Source organism: Streptomyces sp. BR123, assembly GCF_013401435.1.
Classification (GTDB): domain Bacteria; phylum Actinomycetota; class Actinomycetes; order Streptomycetales; family Streptomycetaceae; genus Streptomyces.
On the sequence record NZ_JACBGN010000158.1, the window covers coordinates 1 to 16,694 of the forward strand.

General features: G+C 73.0%; 10 protein-coding genes and 1 riboswitch. Of the genes, 7 read left to right on the forward strand and 3 right to left on the reverse strand.

Annotated elements, in window-relative coordinates; genetic code table 11:
- Window positions 1–188 precede the first annotated feature (188 nt).
- Window positions 189–863, forward strand: coding sequence for a GntR family transcriptional regulator (locus HYE82_RS22640; RefSeq protein ID WP_309144414.1), 675 nt, complete (start codon window positions 189–191; stop codon window positions 861–863).
- Between the two features lie 364 nt (window positions 864–1,227).
- On the opposite strand, the gene HYE82_RS22645 is transcribed toward HYE82_RS22640, so the two are convergent.
- On the reverse strand, window positions 1,228–2,004 hold the full coding sequence (locus HYE82_RS22645) for a hypothetical protein (protein WP_179175964.1): 777 nt from the start codon (window positions 2,002–2,004) through the stop codon (window positions 1,228–1,230).
- 167 nt (window positions 2,005–2,171) lie between these two features.
- Complete coding sequence (locus tag HYE82_RS22650; protein WP_179175965.1) at window positions 2,172–3,878, reverse strand: PucR family transcriptional regulator ligand-binding domain-containing protein; 1,707 nt, start codon at window positions 3,876–3,878, stop codon at window positions 2,172–2,174.
- Window positions 3,879–4,131: 253 nt separating this feature from the next.
- Between HYE82_RS22650 and HYE82_RS22655 the strand changes: the two genes are divergently transcribed.
- The 6 genes from HYE82_RS22655 (at window position 4,132) to HYE82_RS22680 (ending at window position 12,537) form a co-directional block, all read left to right on the forward strand.
- Window positions 4,132–5,025 (forward strand): xanthine dehydrogenase family protein subunit M, encoded by an 894-nt coding sequence (locus HYE82_RS22655; protein ID WP_179175966.1) that lies wholly within the window; start codon window positions 4,132–4,134, stop codon window positions 5,023–5,025.
- 2 nt (window positions 5,026–5,027) lie between these two features.
- Window positions 5,028–5,639 carry a (2Fe-2S)-binding protein gene (locus HYE82_RS22660; protein WP_179175967.1) on the forward strand — a complete coding sequence of 204 codons (612 nt, stop codon included), beginning with the start codon at window positions 5,028–5,030 and terminating at the stop codon, window positions 5,637–5,639.
- 2 nt (window positions 5,640–5,641) lie between these two features.
- Window positions 5,642–8,044 carry a xanthine dehydrogenase subunit D gene (gene pucD / locus HYE82_RS22665; RefSeq protein WP_179175968.1) on the forward strand — a complete coding sequence of 801 codons (2,403 nt, stop codon included), beginning with the start codon at window positions 5,642–5,644 and terminating at the stop codon, window positions 8,042–8,044.
- 356 nt (window positions 8,045–8,400) lie between these two features.
- Window positions 8,401–9,867: an NCS2 family permease gene (locus HYE82_RS22670; RefSeq protein WP_179175969.1), complete on the forward strand. Its 1,467-nt coding sequence runs from the start codon at window positions 8,401–8,403 to the stop codon at window positions 9,865–9,867.
- A 67-nt stretch (window positions 9,868–9,934) separates the two neighbouring features.
- Window positions 9,935–11,086 carry an XdhC family protein gene (locus HYE82_RS22675; RefSeq protein WP_179175970.1) on the forward strand — a complete coding sequence of 384 codons (1,152 nt, stop codon included), beginning with the start codon at window positions 9,935–9,937 and terminating at the stop codon, window positions 11,084–11,086.
- Window positions 11,087–11,235: 149 nt separating this feature from the next.
- Window positions 11,236–12,537 (forward strand): YncE family protein, encoded by a 1,302-nt coding sequence (locus tag HYE82_RS22680; RefSeq protein ID WP_179175971.1) that lies wholly within the window; start codon window positions 11,236–11,238, stop codon window positions 12,535–12,537.
- Between the two features lie 171 nt (window positions 12,538–12,708).
- Here HYE82_RS22680 and cobN read toward each other — a convergent pair whose 3' ends face one another.
- The gene (cobN, locus tag HYE82_RS22685) at window positions 12,709–16,347 is read right to left on the reverse strand and encodes a cobaltochelatase subunit CobN (protein ID WP_179175972.1); all 3,639 of its coding nucleotides are present in this window, start codon (window positions 16,345–16,347) and stop codon (window positions 12,709–12,711) included.
- A 33-nt stretch (window positions 16,348–16,380) separates the two neighbouring features.
- Window positions 16,381–16,543: riboswitch (cobalamin riboswitch) on the reverse strand.
- Between the last annotated feature and the right edge of the window lie 151 nt (window positions 16,544–16,694).

Below are 16,694 nucleotides of genomic sequence, written 5' to 3' on the forward strand. Positions count from 1 at the left end.
GGGCGCGGGTACGGGAGCGGGGGCCGGGGCGGCTGCGAGGGCGGGCGCGGGCATGCGTCATCACCGATCATAAGGTCGTGATCGACATAGGTAAGCCTTACCTTACCCGATCTGGGGCCGTCTGTATCCACACTTCTCGGACGGATTCAACTATTCTCCCGACAGGCCGAGACCCACAGGAGGACCGAGTGCACACAGCGGCCCGTGTCGGGGTGTCGGCTCTGATCCCGACCCAGAAGGTACTGCGCCATTCCGTACGCGGACAGGTGCTGAAGGCGCTGCGCGCCGCGCTGGTCGACGGCGAACTCGTCCCGGGGGAGATCTACTCCGGGCCGGCGCTGGGGGAGCGCTTCGGCGTGTCCGCGACGCCCGTGCGCGAGGCGATGCAGCAGCTGGCCCTCGAAGGGGCCGTGGAATGCCTGCCGAACCGGGGCTTCCGGGTACTGGAGCGCACCCCGCGGGCGCTGGCCGAGCTGGCCGAGGTACGGGCGCTGATCGAGGTCCCCGTGATGCTGCGGCTGGCCCGTACGGTCCCGGCCGGGACCTGGTCGGCCCTGCGGCCGGCGGCGGCCGCCACGGCGGCGGCCGCCGCCGCCGGGGACCTGGCCGGCTATGCGGAGGCCGACCGGGCGTTCCACCGGGAGGTGCTGGCGCTGGAAGGGAACGACCAGCTGGTCCAGGTCGCGGAGGAGCTCCACCGGCGCTCGCAGTGGCCCGTTCCTGCCGCCCCGCGGGTGCGCCGCGCGGACCTGGTCGCCGATGCCGCGGAGCATTCGGCGCTGCTGGAGGCGCTGATCGCGGGCGATCTCCCGGTGGTCGAGTCGCTGGTCCGCGAACACTTCGCCGGCTCCGCCGCGGCCTGACCGCGCCGGCGGGCCCGGGTCGGTCGGCACCGCGGCCCGGCCCCAGGTTCACCCGTTCGTGCGCAGGTGCGCCGCCGTTTCGGGGGGCCGGCCCGCGCCTCAAACGCCGGGGCTGGTTGGTGCGGGTGGGGCTGGGCTGGTGCGGCGGGGCCGGACTTCGGCTGGTCGGCGTCGCCGGCCTACCGGCCCCGCCGGCGGTTGAGGCGCGGGTCTGTGCAGAGCCCCGGGGGTGGGTTGTCGGGGTCCGGTGATGCGGCCCCGCCGCCGTTTGAGGCGATTGCCCGGGCGGAGCCGCCGGGTGCCGGGCCGGATGTCCGGTTCTGTCACCCCCGCCACCTGACCCCGCGGGGCCGGCCCCGCGGGGTCAGGTGGCGGGGGTGGGATGGAGTTGGTCCGCCAGCCAGGTGGGGATCCCGCCCAGGAGGCGGAACAGGCGGCGGGCCTCGGCGCGGAGCCTGCTGGCCTCCGGTTCGGGTTCTGCCTCCGCCAGCGCCGCCAGGGCCGGGGCGGTTCCGACCAGGAAGCCGAGCTCCTCGCGGATGCGGAGCGACTCCGCGAAGCCCTTGCGGGCCTCCGCCACCTCGCCGTCCCGCAAGGCCAGCGCGGCCAGGTGCCGCCACGTGAACGACAGCAGCAGGGTGTCCCCGTTCGCCGCGGCCCCCGCATGCGCCCGCCGGTACGCCGGCCGCGCCGCCTGCGGGGCGTCCGCCAGGTGCTCCGCGACCAGCCCCCGCCGCAGGTCCAGCAGCGGGCGGGTCCGGGAGTCCGGGGACAGCAGGGCCGCGGCGCGGCCCAGCGCCGCCCGGGCCTCGTCCGCGCGGTCGCGGACACCGAGCACGGTGGCCGCGTACGCCAGGTGACCCCGCTCGCAGGCGGCCGCGCCCCGCTCGTCGTCGTCCGCGGCCACCGCCTCGGCGACGCGCAGCGCGTCCTCGGCCTCGGCCCAGCCCTGCCCGGTGAACAGGCACCGCTCGATCAGCAGCGCGGTGCGCTGCACGGCGGCGCCGGCGTCGTCGACATGCGGGGCCAGCAGGGCCGCCGCATCGGTCCAGCAGCCGCGCGAGCGCAGCCGCCATATCGCCCGCTGGAGGGGGTCGTCCCCCCCGGTGGTTTCGGCCCCGGACATGGCGGTGTCCGCCACATTGCCCTCCCCAAAGCAACCAAGCAGCACGTCTTCGAGCCCTGGGGCGAAATGAGAGCACGGATCGGCAGGTTCGGCCAAGGGGTCGGGTGAACTCTTTCACAAAGTCCGGACACTGCGTCAGCAGTTTCCGGAACACACCCTTCCCGCCCCTGCGGCGGAACTGCTCAGCTCATCCGCAGTGCCAGGAAGAAGTCGAGCTTGTCCTCCAGCCGCGACAGGTCGCGCGACGTCAACTGCTCGATTCGCCCGACCCGGTAGCGCAGTGTGTTGACGTGCAGGTGCAGCCGTGTCGCGCACCGCGTCCACGACCCGTCGCAGTCCAGGAACGCCTCCAGCGTCGGGATGAGCTCGGCGCGGTGCCGGCGGTCGTAGTCCCGCAGCGGGTCCAGCAGCCGCGCGGTGAACGCGCGCCGCACGTCGTCCGGCACGAAGGGGAGGAGAAGGACGTGCGAGGCCAGCTCGTGGTGCCCGGCGGCGCAGACCTGCCCGGGGCGTGCCGCGGCCACCCGGCGGGCGTGCCGCGCCTCCTCCAGCGCCCCGCGCAGCCCCTCGGCCGAGTGCACGGACGCGCTGACGCCCAGGGTGAGCCGGCCGTCGCCGTCCAGGCCCGCCTGCAGCGGGTCGCGTACGGCGGCCAGCAGCTCGTCGGCGTGCAGAGCGGTGCCGGGGCCCTTGTCCTCGCCCGGCTCGCCTGGGTGCGCGGGGAGCGGCACCAGCGCGATCGCCTCGCCGCCGGTGTGCGCGACCGCGATCCGGTCCGAGGGCTCGGGGCCCGAGGCGGACGGGTCGACGAGGATCTCCTCCAGCAGCGACTGGGCCACCGGGCCACCCGGGATGTCCCCGCCCTCCCAGTCCACCCGGGCCACGACGACCTGCCAGTGCGGGGCCGCCCCCAGCCCCGGCAGCAGGACCGGCGCCGCCACCCGCAGGCGCGCCGCGATCTCGGCGGGCGGGGCGCCCGTCTGGACCAGCTCCAGCACCTCCTGCGCCAGCCGGCGGCGCACCGTGCGGGCCGCGTCGCGCCGGTCCCGTTCGACGGCGATCAGCTGGGTCACGCCCTGCAGCAGGTCCAGCCGCTCGGCCGGCCAGTCGCCCGCGTCCGCCTCGACCGCCAGCAGCCAGTCGGACAGCACGCTCTCGCGCACGTCGCGCCCGGCAGTCCCGGCAGTCCCGGCAGTCCCGCCGGGGGCGGCCGGGCCGCGCCCCGCTCCCCTGATCGGAAACAACGAGTAGGTAATACCCTGGATGGAGATCCGGTGCGGGCCCCTGCGCCCGGTGCGGACCGCCGCGAGGTGCTCGCCGGCCAGAGCCGCACAGACGCCCGGCGCCAGGGGTTCTCCCGCTCCGGCGATCTGCCGGCCTGTGGGAGACAGCACCCAGGCGCGCAGATCGAGGTCGGTGGTGAGCAGATCGAGCACCACGTCCGGTCCACCGCCCGCGGGCCCCGAGGTCATCAGGCGGCGGTGGCGGTCGACGACGGCCGCGAGGTCGCCGGCGCGCTCCCCGGACACCTGCCGTACGACGTACTCGGTGATCGTGGCGAATGCAACGTCCTCGTTCACGGCGAACAGCGGCAGGCGGTGGTGTGCGCAGGCCGACACGAGATCGTCCGGGATGTCGCCCAGCTCGGCCTCGCCGGCGGCCAGCCCGGCGACGCCCGCGCTCGCGAGGATTCGTACGAACGGCTCGGAGTCGGCCGAATCTCTTCGCCAGGCCAGGCCGGTGAGGACGAGTTCGCCCCCGGTGAGGTACCGGCTGGGATCCCTCAGGTCGGTCGTCATGACGCCGCGGACCGTCCGGTCGAGTTCTTCCTCGCCGCCCAGCAGCCGCAGCCCCAGCGCCTCGGTTTCCAGCAGTGCGCGCAGCCGCATGGTGTCGCCGCCGATCTGTCTCGAATGTTGCCGTTGGAAATCGGGCAGGTCGTTGCATCCTGCCTTTCATACGAATCTACAAGACGAGGGAGGGCGCCAGCCAACTCCTTCATGGTTTCGGTGACTGCACCCGGGGGACGCCCGGCTTGTGTACTGGCTCCACACCGCGTTAACACCACATGAACGACCAGTCGAGGGCCCGTCCGCCTCCTGGCTTGAAGTGAACGACCCGATTACAAGAAGAGAGCCACACATGGACTTCCTTCGCCCCGCCAGCTGGGAGGAGGCGCTCGCCGCGAAGGCCGAGTACCCGACAGCTGTGCCGATTGCGGGTGGCACCGACATCATGGTCGAGATCAATTTCGACCACCGCCGTCCGGATCACCTCCTCGACCTGGGCCGCATCGGTCTGCTGCGCCAGTGGGAGGTGGGCGAGGAGGTCACCAGGCTCGGCGCCTCCGTCCCGTACGCCCAGATCATGGAGAACCTGCGGGGAACGCTGCCGGGTCTCGCGCTCGCCTCGCACACGGTCGCGTCCCCGCAGATCCGCAACCGCGGCGGGGTCGGCGGCAACCTCGGCTGTGCCTCGCCCGCCGGTGACTCCCACCCGGCCCTGCTCGCCGCGGGCGCCGAGGTCGAGGTCGAGTCCGTACGCGGCACCCGCATGATCCCGATCGACGCGTTCTACACCGGTGTCAAGCGCAACGCTCTCGCCGCGGACGAGCTCATCAAGACGATTCACATCAAGAACGCCACCGGTCCGCAGCAGTACTCCAAGGTCGGCACGCGCAACGCGATGGTCATCGCGGTGTGCGCGTTCGGCCTGGCCCTGCACCCCGAGACCCGTACGGTCCGCACCGGCATCGGCTCGGCCGCTCCGACCCCGATCCGGGCCGGGGCCGCCGAGGAGTTCCTGAACGCCGCACTCGAGGAGGGCGGGTTCTGGGAGTCCGGCAAGGTCATCACCCCGTCGATCGCCAAGCAGTTCGGTGAGCTCGCCTCCGGCGCGTGCAACCCGATCGACGACGTTCGCGGCACGGCGAAGTACCGCCGTCACGCGGTCGGCATCATGGCTCGCCGCCAGCTGGTCTGGACGTGGGAGCAGTACCGCGGCAGCAACGGCCGCCCGCTCGAAGGGGCTGCGTAACCATGCGCGTCAATTTCACCGTCAACGGCCGTCCGCAGCAGGCCGACGACGTCTGGGAGGGCGAGTCCCTCCTCTACGTCCTGCGTGAGCGGCTGGGCCTGCCCGGCTCCAAGAACGCCTGCGAGCAGGGCGAGTGCGGTTCCTGCACGGTGCGCCTCGACGGCGTGCCGGTCTGCTCCTGCCTCGTGGCCGCCGGCCAGGTCGAGGGCCGCGACGTCGTGACCGTCGAGGGCCTCGCCGACTTCGCCCGGCAGCGCGAGGAGCACGGCCATGCCTGCCGCACCGGCGCCTGCGGCGGCGCAGGCGGCGGCGCCCGGGGCGTCTCCACCGACGAGGCCGGGCAGTGGACCGCCAAGGGCACCGACTCGCAGACCGGCGAGGGCGTGGAGCTCTCCCCGATCCAGCAGGCGTTCATCGACGCCGGCGCCGTCCAGTGCGGCTTCTGCACCCCGGGCCTGCTGGTCCAGGCCGACGCGCTGCTGGAGTGCAACGCCGACCCGTCCGACCAGGACATCCGTGAGGCCCTCTCCGGCAACCTCTGCCGCTGCACGGGCTACGAGAAGATCCTCGACGCGGTCCGCCTGGCGGCCGCCCGCCAGGGAGAGGCGGTCTGACCATGGCCAACACCCGCACCGCCCCGTCCGGCACGCCGACCAACGTCTCCCAGAAGCACAACCAGGGCGGCATCGGCGAGTCCACGCTCCGCCCCGACGGCACCCTCAAGGTCACCGGCGAGTTCGCGTACTCCTCGGACATGTGGCACGAGGACATGCTCTGGGGCCAGACCCTGCGCAGCCCCGTCGCCCACGCCGAGATCGCGGGCATCGACATCTCCGAGGCCCTGGCCGTGCCCGGGGTCTACTCGGTCCTCACCTACGCCGACCTGCCGGCGGAGATGAAGAACTACGGCCTGGAGATCCAGGACACGCCGGTCCTCGCCAACGGCCGCGTGCGCCACCACGGCGAGCCCGTCGCGCTCGTGGCCGCCGACCACCCGGAGACCGCCCGCCGCGCCGCCGCCAAGATCAAGATCGACTACCGGGAACTGCCGGTCGTCACGGACGAGGCCTCCGCCCTCGCCCCCGGCGCGCCGCTCATCCACGAGGGCCGCGACGACCACCACGCCGGCCACGTCCCGCACCCGAACATCGTGCACCGCCAGCCGATCGTCCGCGGCAACGTGGAGGAGGCCCGCAGGCGGGCCGACGTGATCGTCGAGGGCGAGTACACCTTCGGCATGCAGGACCAGGCCTTCCTCGGCCCCGAGTCCGGCCTCGCCGTGCCCTGCGAGGACGGCGGCGTCGACCTGTACGTCGCCACCCAGTGGCTGCACTCCGACCTCCGCCAGATCGCCCCCGTCCTCGGCCTGCCCGAGGAGAAGGTCCGCATGACGCTCTCCGGCGTCGGCGGTGCCTTCGGCGGCCGCGAGGACATCTCGATGCAGATCCACGCCTGCCTGCTGGCCCTCGCGACCAACAAGCCGGTCAAGATGGTCTACAACCGGTTCGAGTCCTTCTTCGGCCACGTGCACCGCCACCCGGCCAAGCTGTACTACGAGCACGGCGCCACCAAGGACGGCAAGCTCACCCACATGAAGTGCCGGATCGTCCTGGACGGCGGCGCCTACGCCTCCGCCTCCCCGGCGGTCGTCGGCAACGCCTCCTCCCTCTCCGTCGGCCCGTACGTGGTCGACGACGTGGACATCGAGGCCATCGCCCTCTACACGAACAACCCGCCCTGCGGCGCCATGCGCGGCTTCGGCGCCGTCCAGGCCTGCTTCGCGTACGAGGCCCAGATGGACAGGCTCGCGGCGAAGCTGGGCATGGACCCGGTCGAGTTCCGCCGGCTCAACGCCATGGAGCAGGGCACGATCATGCCCACCGGCCAGGTCGTGGACTCGCCCGCCCCGGTGGCCGAGCTGCTGCGCCGCGTCAAGGCCCGCCCCCTGCCTCCGGAGCGCCAGTGGGAGACGGCCGGCGAGGGCGCGGACGTCCGCGCGCTGCCCGGCGGCCTGTCGAACACCACGCACGGCGAGGGCGTCGTCCGCGGCGTCGGCTACGCGGTCGGCATCAAGAACGTCGGCTTCTCCGAGGGCTTCGACGACTACTCCACCGCCCGCGTGGTGCTGTCGGCGGTGGGCGGCGAGGCCGTCGCGATGGTCCACACGGCCATGGCGGAGGTCGGCCAGGGCGGTGTCACCGTGCACGCCCAGATCGCCCGCACGGAGCTCGGCGTCACCAACGTGACCATCCACCCGGCCGACACCCAGGTGGGCTCCGCCGGTTCGACGTCCGCCTCCCGGCAGACGTACATGACCGGCGGCGCCGTGAAGAACACCTGCGAGGCCGTACGCGAGAAGGTCCTGGAGATCGGCCGCCGCCGATGCGGCTCCTACCACCCCGCGTGGGCCACCGCCGAACTCCTCCTGGAGGGCGGCAAGGTCGTCACCGACGGCGGCGAGGTCCTCGCGGACATCGCCGAGCTGCTGGAGGGCGAGGACCCCATCGACATCGAGCTGGAGTTCCGCCACCGGCCGACCGTCGCCTTCGACCTGGTCACCGGCCAGGGCGACGGCCACGTCCAGTACACCTTCGCCGCGCACCGCGCGGTAGTCGAGGTGGACACCGAACTCGGCCTGGTCAAGGTCGTCGAGCTGGCCTGCGCCCAGGACGTCGGAAAGGCCCTCAACCCGCTCTCCGTCGTCGGCCAGATCCAGGGCGGCACCGTTCAGGGCCTCGGTGTCGCGGTGATGGAGGAGATCATCGTGGACCCGAAGACCGCGAAGGTGCGCAACCCCTCCTTCACGGACTACCTGATCCCGACGATCCTCGACACCCCGAGCATCCCGGTCGACTACCTGGAGCTCGCCGACCCGAACGCGCCGTACGGCCTGCGCGGCCTCGGCGAGGCCCCGACCCTGTCCTCCACCCCCGCCGTCCTCGCGGCGATCCGGGCGGCGACGGGCCTGGAGCTCAACAAGACGCCGATCCGTCCGGAAGCCCTCACCGGCACCCTCTAGGACGGCGTCCTCCGGGGGTCGCGAGGCCCCCGGACCCCAGACTCTCCGGGCGGTGCGACAGCGGAACGTCACGCCTTCGCCTGCAGCGCCCGGAGCACCAAGTCCGGCACACGGGGACCGCACCGCTCGCGGTCCGCCCGGCCGGCACGTACCCCCGAAGAGAAGAAGAGGCGGCGCCGGCACCCCGGCGCGCCGTCACCAGTACCGCAGAACCCCCGCAGTACCCGCAGTACACGCAGTGTGCAATCGCGTCGCCTCGGGCCGTCACCCCGGGTCGTGCAGCCAACGGCATTTCCCAAATCCCGCGTCCGAAGATTTCGGGCGGGTGCCCCTGTGAACCTTGGGAGTTAGGCACCATGACCCAGTCCTCCGTGGAGCCCAGGACCAGTGCGGAAGAGGCCGGCGACGGCTCTCGCAATCCCGCCGGGCGTTCTTGGCTCGACCGGTACTTTCACATCACCCACAGAGGGTCGAACGTCGGCAGAGAAGTTCGTGGCGGTGTCACGACCTTCATGGCCATGGCGTACATCCTCCTGCTCAATCCGCTGATCCTCTCCGGCAAGGACGCCGCCGGGGACACCCTGAGCCAGAAGGCCCTGATCACGGCCACGGCGTTCGCCGCCGCCCTGACCACGCTGCTGATGGGCTTCATAGGCAAGGTCCCGCTCGCCCTGGCCGCCGGCCTGTCCGTCTCCGGTGTGCTGGCCTCGCAGGTCGTGCCGCAGATGACCTGGCCGCAGGCCATGGGCATGTGCGTCATGTACGGCGTTGTGATCTGCCTCCTGGTCGTCACCGGCCTCCGTGAGATGATCATGAACGCGATCCCGCTCGCGCTCAAGCACGCGATCACCATGGGCATCGGCCTGTTCGTCGCCCTCATCGGCCTGGTGAAGGCCGGCTTCGTGCACGAGAACCCCGCCCCGGGCGGCGGCCCCGTCACCCTCGGCCCGACCGGCGAGCTCGCCGGCTGGCCCGTGCTCCTCTTCGCCGTCACCCTGCTGCTGATCTTCATGCTCCAGGCCCGCAAGGTCCCCGGCGCCATCCTGATCGGCATCGTCACCGGCACCGTGCTCGCCGCCGTCCTGAACACCGTCGCCGACGTCGACGGCAAGGTCTGGGCCGGCGGCCCGCCGGTCCTGGAGGGCTCGGCCGTCTCGATGCCCGACTTCTCGCTCTTCGGCCAGGTCGAGTTCGGCGGCTGGGGCGAGGTCGGCGCGATGACCGTCGGCATGATCGTCTTCACGTTGGTGCTGGCCGGCTTCTTCGACGCGATGGCCACCATCATCGGTGTCGGCACCGAGGCCAAGCTGGCCGACGACAAGGGCCGGATGCCCGGCCTGTCCAAGGCCCTGTTCGTCGACGGCGCCGGCGGCGCCATCGGCGGCTTCACCGGCGGCTCCGGCCAGACCGTGTTCGTCGAGTCCGCGACCGGCGTCGGCGAGGGCGCCCGCACGGGCCTCGCCTCCGTGGTCACCGGCCTCCTCTTCGCCGCCTGCGTCTTCTTCACCCCGATCACGCAGATCGTTCCCGGTGAGGTCGCCGCCGCCGCCCTGGTGGTCATCGGCGCGATGATGATGCAGAACGCCCGCCACGTGGACTGGGCCGACACCGCGACCTCGATCCCGGTCTTCCTGACCGTCGTCCTGATGCCCTTCACGTACTCGATCACGGCCGGCGTCGCAGCCGGTGTGATCTCGCACGTCGCGATCAAGGTCGCGCAGGGCAAGGCCCGTGAGATCGGCGGATTCATGTGGGGACTGACGGCTGTGTTCATCGTCTTCTACGCACTGAACCCCATCGAGGGCTGGCTCGGGGTCCACTGACCCTGACCGAAAGGCACCGACCCTCCACGCATCCGATACTGGAACCCGAACCTCCGAGGAGGCCGCAATGCTGGACATCGCCGAAGAACTGAACCGGTGGGTCGAGCAGGGACGTGACTTCGCCGTCGCCACCGTCGTGGCGGTCGGAGGCAGCGCACCCCGGCAGCCCGGGGCGGCCCTCGCCGTCGACAGCGAGGGCACGGCCATCGGCTCGGTTTCCGGCGGATGCGTGGAGGGCGCGGTGTACGAGCTGTGCCGTCAGGCGCTGGAGGACGGCGAGACCGTCCAGGAGCGCTTCGGCTACAGCGACGACGACGCCTTCGCCGTCGGCCTCACCTGCGGCGGCGTCATCGACATCCTCGTCACCCCGGTCCCCGTCGGCTCGCCGGGCCGCGAGGTGTTCGCCGCCGCCCTGGCCGCGGCCTCCGGGGGCGAGGCGGCGGCCGTCGCCCGGATCGCCGAGGGCCCGGACGAGCTCAAGGGCCGCGCCGTACTGGTCAGAGGCGACGGCGGCTTCGAGGGCGGCCTCGGCGGGCACCCCGAACTGGACCGCACCGTCGCCGACGAGGCCCGTGCCATGCTCGACGCCGGCCGGACCGGTGTGCTGGAGATCGGCGCCGACGGCCGGCTCTGCGGGGAGCCGCTGAAGGTCCTCGTCGAGTCCAGCGTCCCGCCGCCGCGGATGATCGTCTTCGGGGCCATCGATTTCGCCTCCGCCCTGGTGCGGATCGGCAAGTTCCTCGGCTACCGCGTGACGCTGTGCGACGCGCGGCCCGTGTTCGCGACGAAGCAGCGTTTCCCCGAGGCGGACGAGATCGTCGTGGGCTGGCCGCACCGCTACCTGGAGACCACCGAGGTCGACGGCCGGACGGTCCTGTGCGTCCTCACGCACGACGCCAAGTTCGACGTCCCGCTGCTGCAGCTGGCCCTGCGGCTGCCCGTCGCCTACGTCGGCGCCATGGGCTCGCGCCGCACCCACGAGGACCGCAACCGGCGCCTGCGCGACGTCGGCGTGACCGAGCTCGAACTCGCCCGGCTGCGCTCCCCGATCGGCCTGGACCTCGGCGCCCGCTCCCCGGAGGAGACCGCGCTGTCCATCGCCGCCGAGATCGTCGCCAACCGGCGCGGGGGCTCCGGAGCGGCCCTGACCGGCGGGCACATCCCGATCCACCCCGACACCTCGAACACGGTCGTCGACAGGATCGGCTCGGTGGCCTGAAGGGGCGGCCCCCGGATCCGCGGGGCCGGCCACGGGGCCGCTGACCCGCAGGCACGAGAAACGGGCGCAGCCGCAGGGCTTGCGCCCTGTCGCCGTACACCATATTTTACCCGCCGGTAACAGCGCCCGCCTGCAATGGAGTTGAGCGTATGTCCCGGACGAACCGCCACGCCCGCACGCCCGTGCACCGTACGCTCCTCGCCGCGGGCGCGCTGGCCGCGGCCGCCCTCGCGGCGGCCGCCGCGACCCCGGCCGCCTCGGCGTCCGCGACGACCGCTGCGACCGCGCCCTCCGCCGCCCGCTCGGGGCTGCGCGAGGTGCTGTTCGTGGGCAACAACTGGGAGGGCACCGCCGACGTCCTCGCCTCCACCGGCAACCTGGAGCGCATCGGCCGGATCAACGTGATCCCCGACAAGGAGGAGCGCCTCCGGGAGATCTACCTCGACCCGATCAAACTGGGCTTCTTCCTCGGGATCCGGCACACCGCGGGTGAGGGCCACGACCAGTTCGCCGACGACATGTACACCACCCCGGACGGCACCGCAGTGGTCGTCTCCCGCCCCAGCTTCGCCGACGTCGTCTCCCTCGACCTGCGCACCGGCCGGATCAACTGGCGCTTCCCGGTCGCCGGACACCGCTCCGACCACATGGCCGTCTCGCCCGACGGCAGCCGCGTCGCCGTCTCCGCGTCCACCGCGAACACCGTCCACGTCCTCGACATCGCGACCGGCCGCCAGGTCGGCTCCTTCGCCACCGGCGACAAGCCGCACGAGAACGTCTTCACCCGCGACGGCCGGTTCCTGTGGAACAGCTCCATCGGCGACGTGACCTCCGCCCTGGACGCCCCCTGGCTGGACTGGACGAAGGGCGACCGCAAGATCACAGTGGCCGACGCGCAGACCTTCCGCACGGTCCGCACCATCGACATGCGCGAGCGGTTGAACGCCTTCGGGCGCAAGGACCTCTCCGACGCGGTGCGGCCGATGTCCCTGAGCCCCGACGAGTCCGCGCTCTACTTCCAGGTGTCGTTCTTCAACGGCTTCGTCGAGTACGACGTCGCCGCCGACCGGGTCACCCGCGTCAAGACCCTCCCGCAGAACCCCGCCACCAGCGGCGACCGCACCACCTGGGTCAACGACTCCCGCCACCACGGCATGTCGATGAGCCCCGACGGCACCAAGCTGTGCATCGCCGGCACCATGGACGACTACGCCACCGTCGTGGACCGGGCCACCCTCACCGAGGGCCCGCTGGTCCCCGCCGACAAGCCGTACTGGGCCACTGTCGACGGCGACGGCACCGGCTGCGTGATCTCCGAGAGCGGCTCCGACCGGGTCACCGCCATCGACTTCGCCACCGGCGCCAAGCGGGTGTCCGTCCCCGTCGGCGACCACCCGCAGCGCGTCCGGATCGGCCACGTCCCGGCAGGCTGGACGGGCCCCGCCAGGTGACCCCGCACGCTCAGGCGGGCCGCCGCCCGACGGCGTCCGCCGGACGAGCAGGTCGGAGACGATCCGGGACGCCTGCGGCCGGTGGGCGAGCACCACGCGCCGCCCGGCCCACCGCGGGAGTGGGGCCGGGCGCCGGGTCGCCGGAGCGGCGAGGCGGAGCCTGCGGGCGGGCTACTCCGCCTCGCCCTCCAGATTGCCCTCCGTGTCCAGGTAGACCTGGCGCAGGGCCTCCAGGACCTGCGGGTCCGGCTTCTCCCACATGCCGCGGGACTCCGCCTCCAGCAGCCGCTCCGCGATGCCGTGCAGGGCCCACGGGTTGGCCTCCTCCAGGAAGGCGCGGTTCTCCGGGTCCAGGACGTAGGTCTCCGTCAGCTTGTCGTACATCCAGTCCGCGACCACGCCCGTCGTGGCGTCGTACCCGAACAGGTAGTCCACCGTCGCCGCCAGCTCGAACGCGCCCTTGTAGCCGTGGCGGCGCATCGCCTCGATCCACTTCGGGTTGACCACACGGGCGCGGAAGACGCGGCTGGTCTCCTCCACCAGGGTGCGGGTCTTGACCGTCTCCGGGCGGGTGGAGTCGCCGATGTACGCCTCCGGCGCCGTGCCGCGCAGCGCGCGGACCGTCGCCACCATGCCGCCGTGGTACTGGAAGTAGTCGTCCGAGTCGGCGATGTCGTGCTCACGGGTGTCCGTGTTCTTCGCCGCGACCGTGATGCGCTTGTACGCCGACTCCATCTCGGCCCGGGCCGGTCGGCCTTCCAGGCCGCGGCCGTACGCGTAGCCGCCCCACACCGTGTAGACCTCCGCGAGGTCGGCGTCCGTACGCCAGTCGCGGGAGTCGATCAGCTGCAGGATGCCCGCGCCGTACGTGCCCGGCCGCGAGCCGAAGATGCGGGTCGTCGCGCGCCGCTCGTCGCCGTGCTCGGCCAGGTCCGCCTGGGCGTGCGCCCGGACGAAGTTCTGCTCCGCCGGCTCGTCCAGGGACGCCACCAGCCGTACCGCGTCGTCCAGCAGGCCGATCACGTGCGGGAACGCGTCCCGGAAGAAGCCCGAGATGCGCAGCGTCACGTCGATGCGGGGGCGGCCCAGCTCCGCGGGCGGGATCGGCTCCAGGCCGGTCACCCGGCGCGAGGCCTCGTCCCAGACCGGCCGGACACCCAGCAGGGCCAGGGCTTCCGCGACGTCGTCGCCCGCCGTGCGCATCGCGCTCGTGCCCCACAGGGAGAGCCCGACGGAGGCCGGCCACTCGCCGTTGTCCGCGCGGTAGCGGGTCAGGAGGGAGTCGGCGAGCGCCTGGCCGGTCTCCCACGCCAGGCGGGAGGGGACGGCCTTGGGGTCCACGGAGTAGAAGTTCCGGCCGGTCGGCAGCACGTTGACCAGGCCGCGCAGCGGGGAGCCGGACGGGCCCGCCGGGACGAACCGGCCGTCGAGGGCCGCCACCACGTGCGCGATCTCGTCGGTCGTGCCGGCCAGCCGCGGCACCACCTCGCGGGCCGCGAAGTCCAGTACCGCCGCCACGTCCGCCGAACGGCCCGCGGCGACCGGGGCCACCGCGGCCGGGTCCCAGCCGGCGTCCTCCATCGCCTGGACCAGCGCCCGGGCCGTGTCCTCCGCCTCGTCGGCGGACGTACGGGTGGCCGCGGACTCGTCCAGGCCGAGGGCCTCGCGCAGGCCGGGCAGGGCCGTCGTACCGCCCCAGATCTGGCGGGCGCGCAGGATCGCCAGGACCAGGTTGACGCGGGACTCGCCGGTCGGCGCGCCGCCGAGGACGTGCAGGCCGTCGCGGATCTGGGCGTCCTTCACCTCGCACAGCCAGCCGTCGACGTGCAGCAGGAAGTCGTCGAAGCCGTCGTCGTCCGGGCGCTCCTCCAGCCCCAGGTCGTGGTCCAGCTTCGCCGCCTGGATCAGCGTCCAGATCTGCGCGCGGATCGCGGGCAGCTTCGCCGGGTCCATGGAGCTGATCTGCGCGTACTCGTCGAGGTGCTGCTCCAGGCGGGCGATGTCGCCGTACGACTCCGCGCGCGCCATCGGCGGCACCAGGTGGTCGACCAGGGTGGCGTGCACGCGGCGCTTGGCCTGGGTGCCCTCGCCCGGGTCGTTGACCAGGAACGGGTAGACGAGCGGCAGGTCGCCGAGCGCGGCATCGGGCGCGCACGCCGCGGACAGGCCGGCGTTCTTGCCCGGCAGCCACTCCAGGTTGCCGTGCTTGCCCAGGTGGATCATCGCGTCGGCGCCGAAACCGCCGTCCTCGGCGCGGGCCTGGATCCACCGGTACGCGGCCAGATAGTGGTGCGAGGGCGGCAGGTCGGGGTCGTGGTAGATCGCGATCGGGTTCTCACCGAACCCGCGCGGCGGCTGGATCAGGATCAGCAGGTTCCCGCGGCGCAGGGCCGCGAGGACGATGTCGCCGTCCGGGTTCTGCGAACGGTCCACGAACATCTCGCCGGGCGCCGGGCCCCAGTGCTCCTCGACCTGTTCGCGCAGCTCGGCCGGCAGCTCGGCGAACCACCGCCGGTAGTCGGCGGCCGGGATGCGGACCGGGTTGCGGGCGAGCTGCTCCTCGGTCAGCCAGTCCTGGTCGTGGCCGCCGGCTTCGATCAGGGCGCGGATCAGCTCGTCGCCGTCACCGGACACCAGGCCCGGGATCTCCTCGGCGGGGCCGAAGTCGTAGCCGCCGTCGATGAGGGCGCGCAGCAGCACCATCGCGCTGGCCGGGGTGTCGAGGCCGACCGCGTTGCCGATCCGCGAATGCTTGGTGGGGTAGGCGGACAGGACCAGCGCGATCTTCTTGTCGCCGCGGGCGATGTGCCGCAGCCGGGCGTGGCGTACGGCGATCCCCGCGACGCGGGCGGCCCGCTCGGGGTCCGCCACGTACGCGGGCAGGCCGTCCTCGTCGAACTCCTTGAACGAGAACGGGACGGTGATCAGGCGTCCGTCGAACTCGGGCACGGCGACCTGCGTCGCGGCGTCGAGCGGCGACAGGCCCTCGTCGTTCTCCTCCCAGGCGCTGCGCGAACCGGTGAGGCACAGGGCCTGCAGCACCGGCACGCCCAGGCGGGCGAGCGCGCCCGCGTCCCAGGACTCGTCGTCGCCGCCGGCGGAGGCGGTCGCGGGGCGGGTGCCGCCGGCCGCGAGCACGGTGGTGATCACCGCGTCGGCCGCCTCCAGGGTGGCCAGCAGCTCCGGCTCCGGGGTGCGCAGGGAGGACACGTACAGCGGCATCGGGGAGCCGCCCGCCGCCTCGATCGCGTCGCACAGGGCGTGGACGAAGGCCGTGTTGCCGCTCATCTGGTGGGCGCGGTAGTAGAGCACCGCGATCCGCGGGGCGGGGACGGGCGGCGTCGTGGCCGCCGCCGCGCTCGCCGGCACCGGGCGCTGGAGGGCGCCCCAGGTGGGGGCGGCGGCGGGCGGCTCGAAGCCGTGCCCGGTGAGCAGGACGGTGTCGGACAGGAAGCGGGCCAGCTGCTCCAGGTTGGCGGGGCCGCCGTGCGCCAGGTAGGCGTGTGCCTCGGCCGCGATGCCGATCGGGACCGTCGACGCCTCCATCAGCTGGGCGTCCGGGGCCTGTTCGCCGGTCAGGACGACGACGGGGCGGGTCTGCTCGGCGGCCAGCAGCAGGTCCAGGCCGTCCTGCCAGGCGCGCAGGCCGCCCAGGAGGCGTACGACGACCAGCTCGGTGCCGTCGAGGAGGCCGGGGAGGTCGTCGAGGTGAAGGCGGGAGGGGTTCGCGAACCGGTACGGCACCGGGCCGTCCGCGGCCGCTCGGGCGCTGAGCAGATCGGTGTCGGACGTCGACAGCAGCAGGATCATGCGGCGGCAGGCCTTCCTCGGGGTTTCCGCGCCCCGGGCAGTTGAGGACGGCGGGAGTTCCTGACTCACCCGGGTCGGCGGCTGCTCTGCCGGGTTCACAGTGGCGGGACCGCGCCGGAATCGCACCGGGCTTCCTCCCATGTCGCCGTCCTCGGCGATGAGCGGGCCGAATGGCACGCCGAAGGTCATCTTAGGTGCCGCTGCCCCCGGCCGGGAGTGGGGGTCACGGCGCAGGACGCGGCCGGACCGGGGAACCCTGCGAGCCGGGACGCGGCTGGTGACCGGGGGTGCGGGCGGCTCCCCCGACGCGCCCCGCGGCGGCGTATGCGGCAGGCGTACGCGGGGGG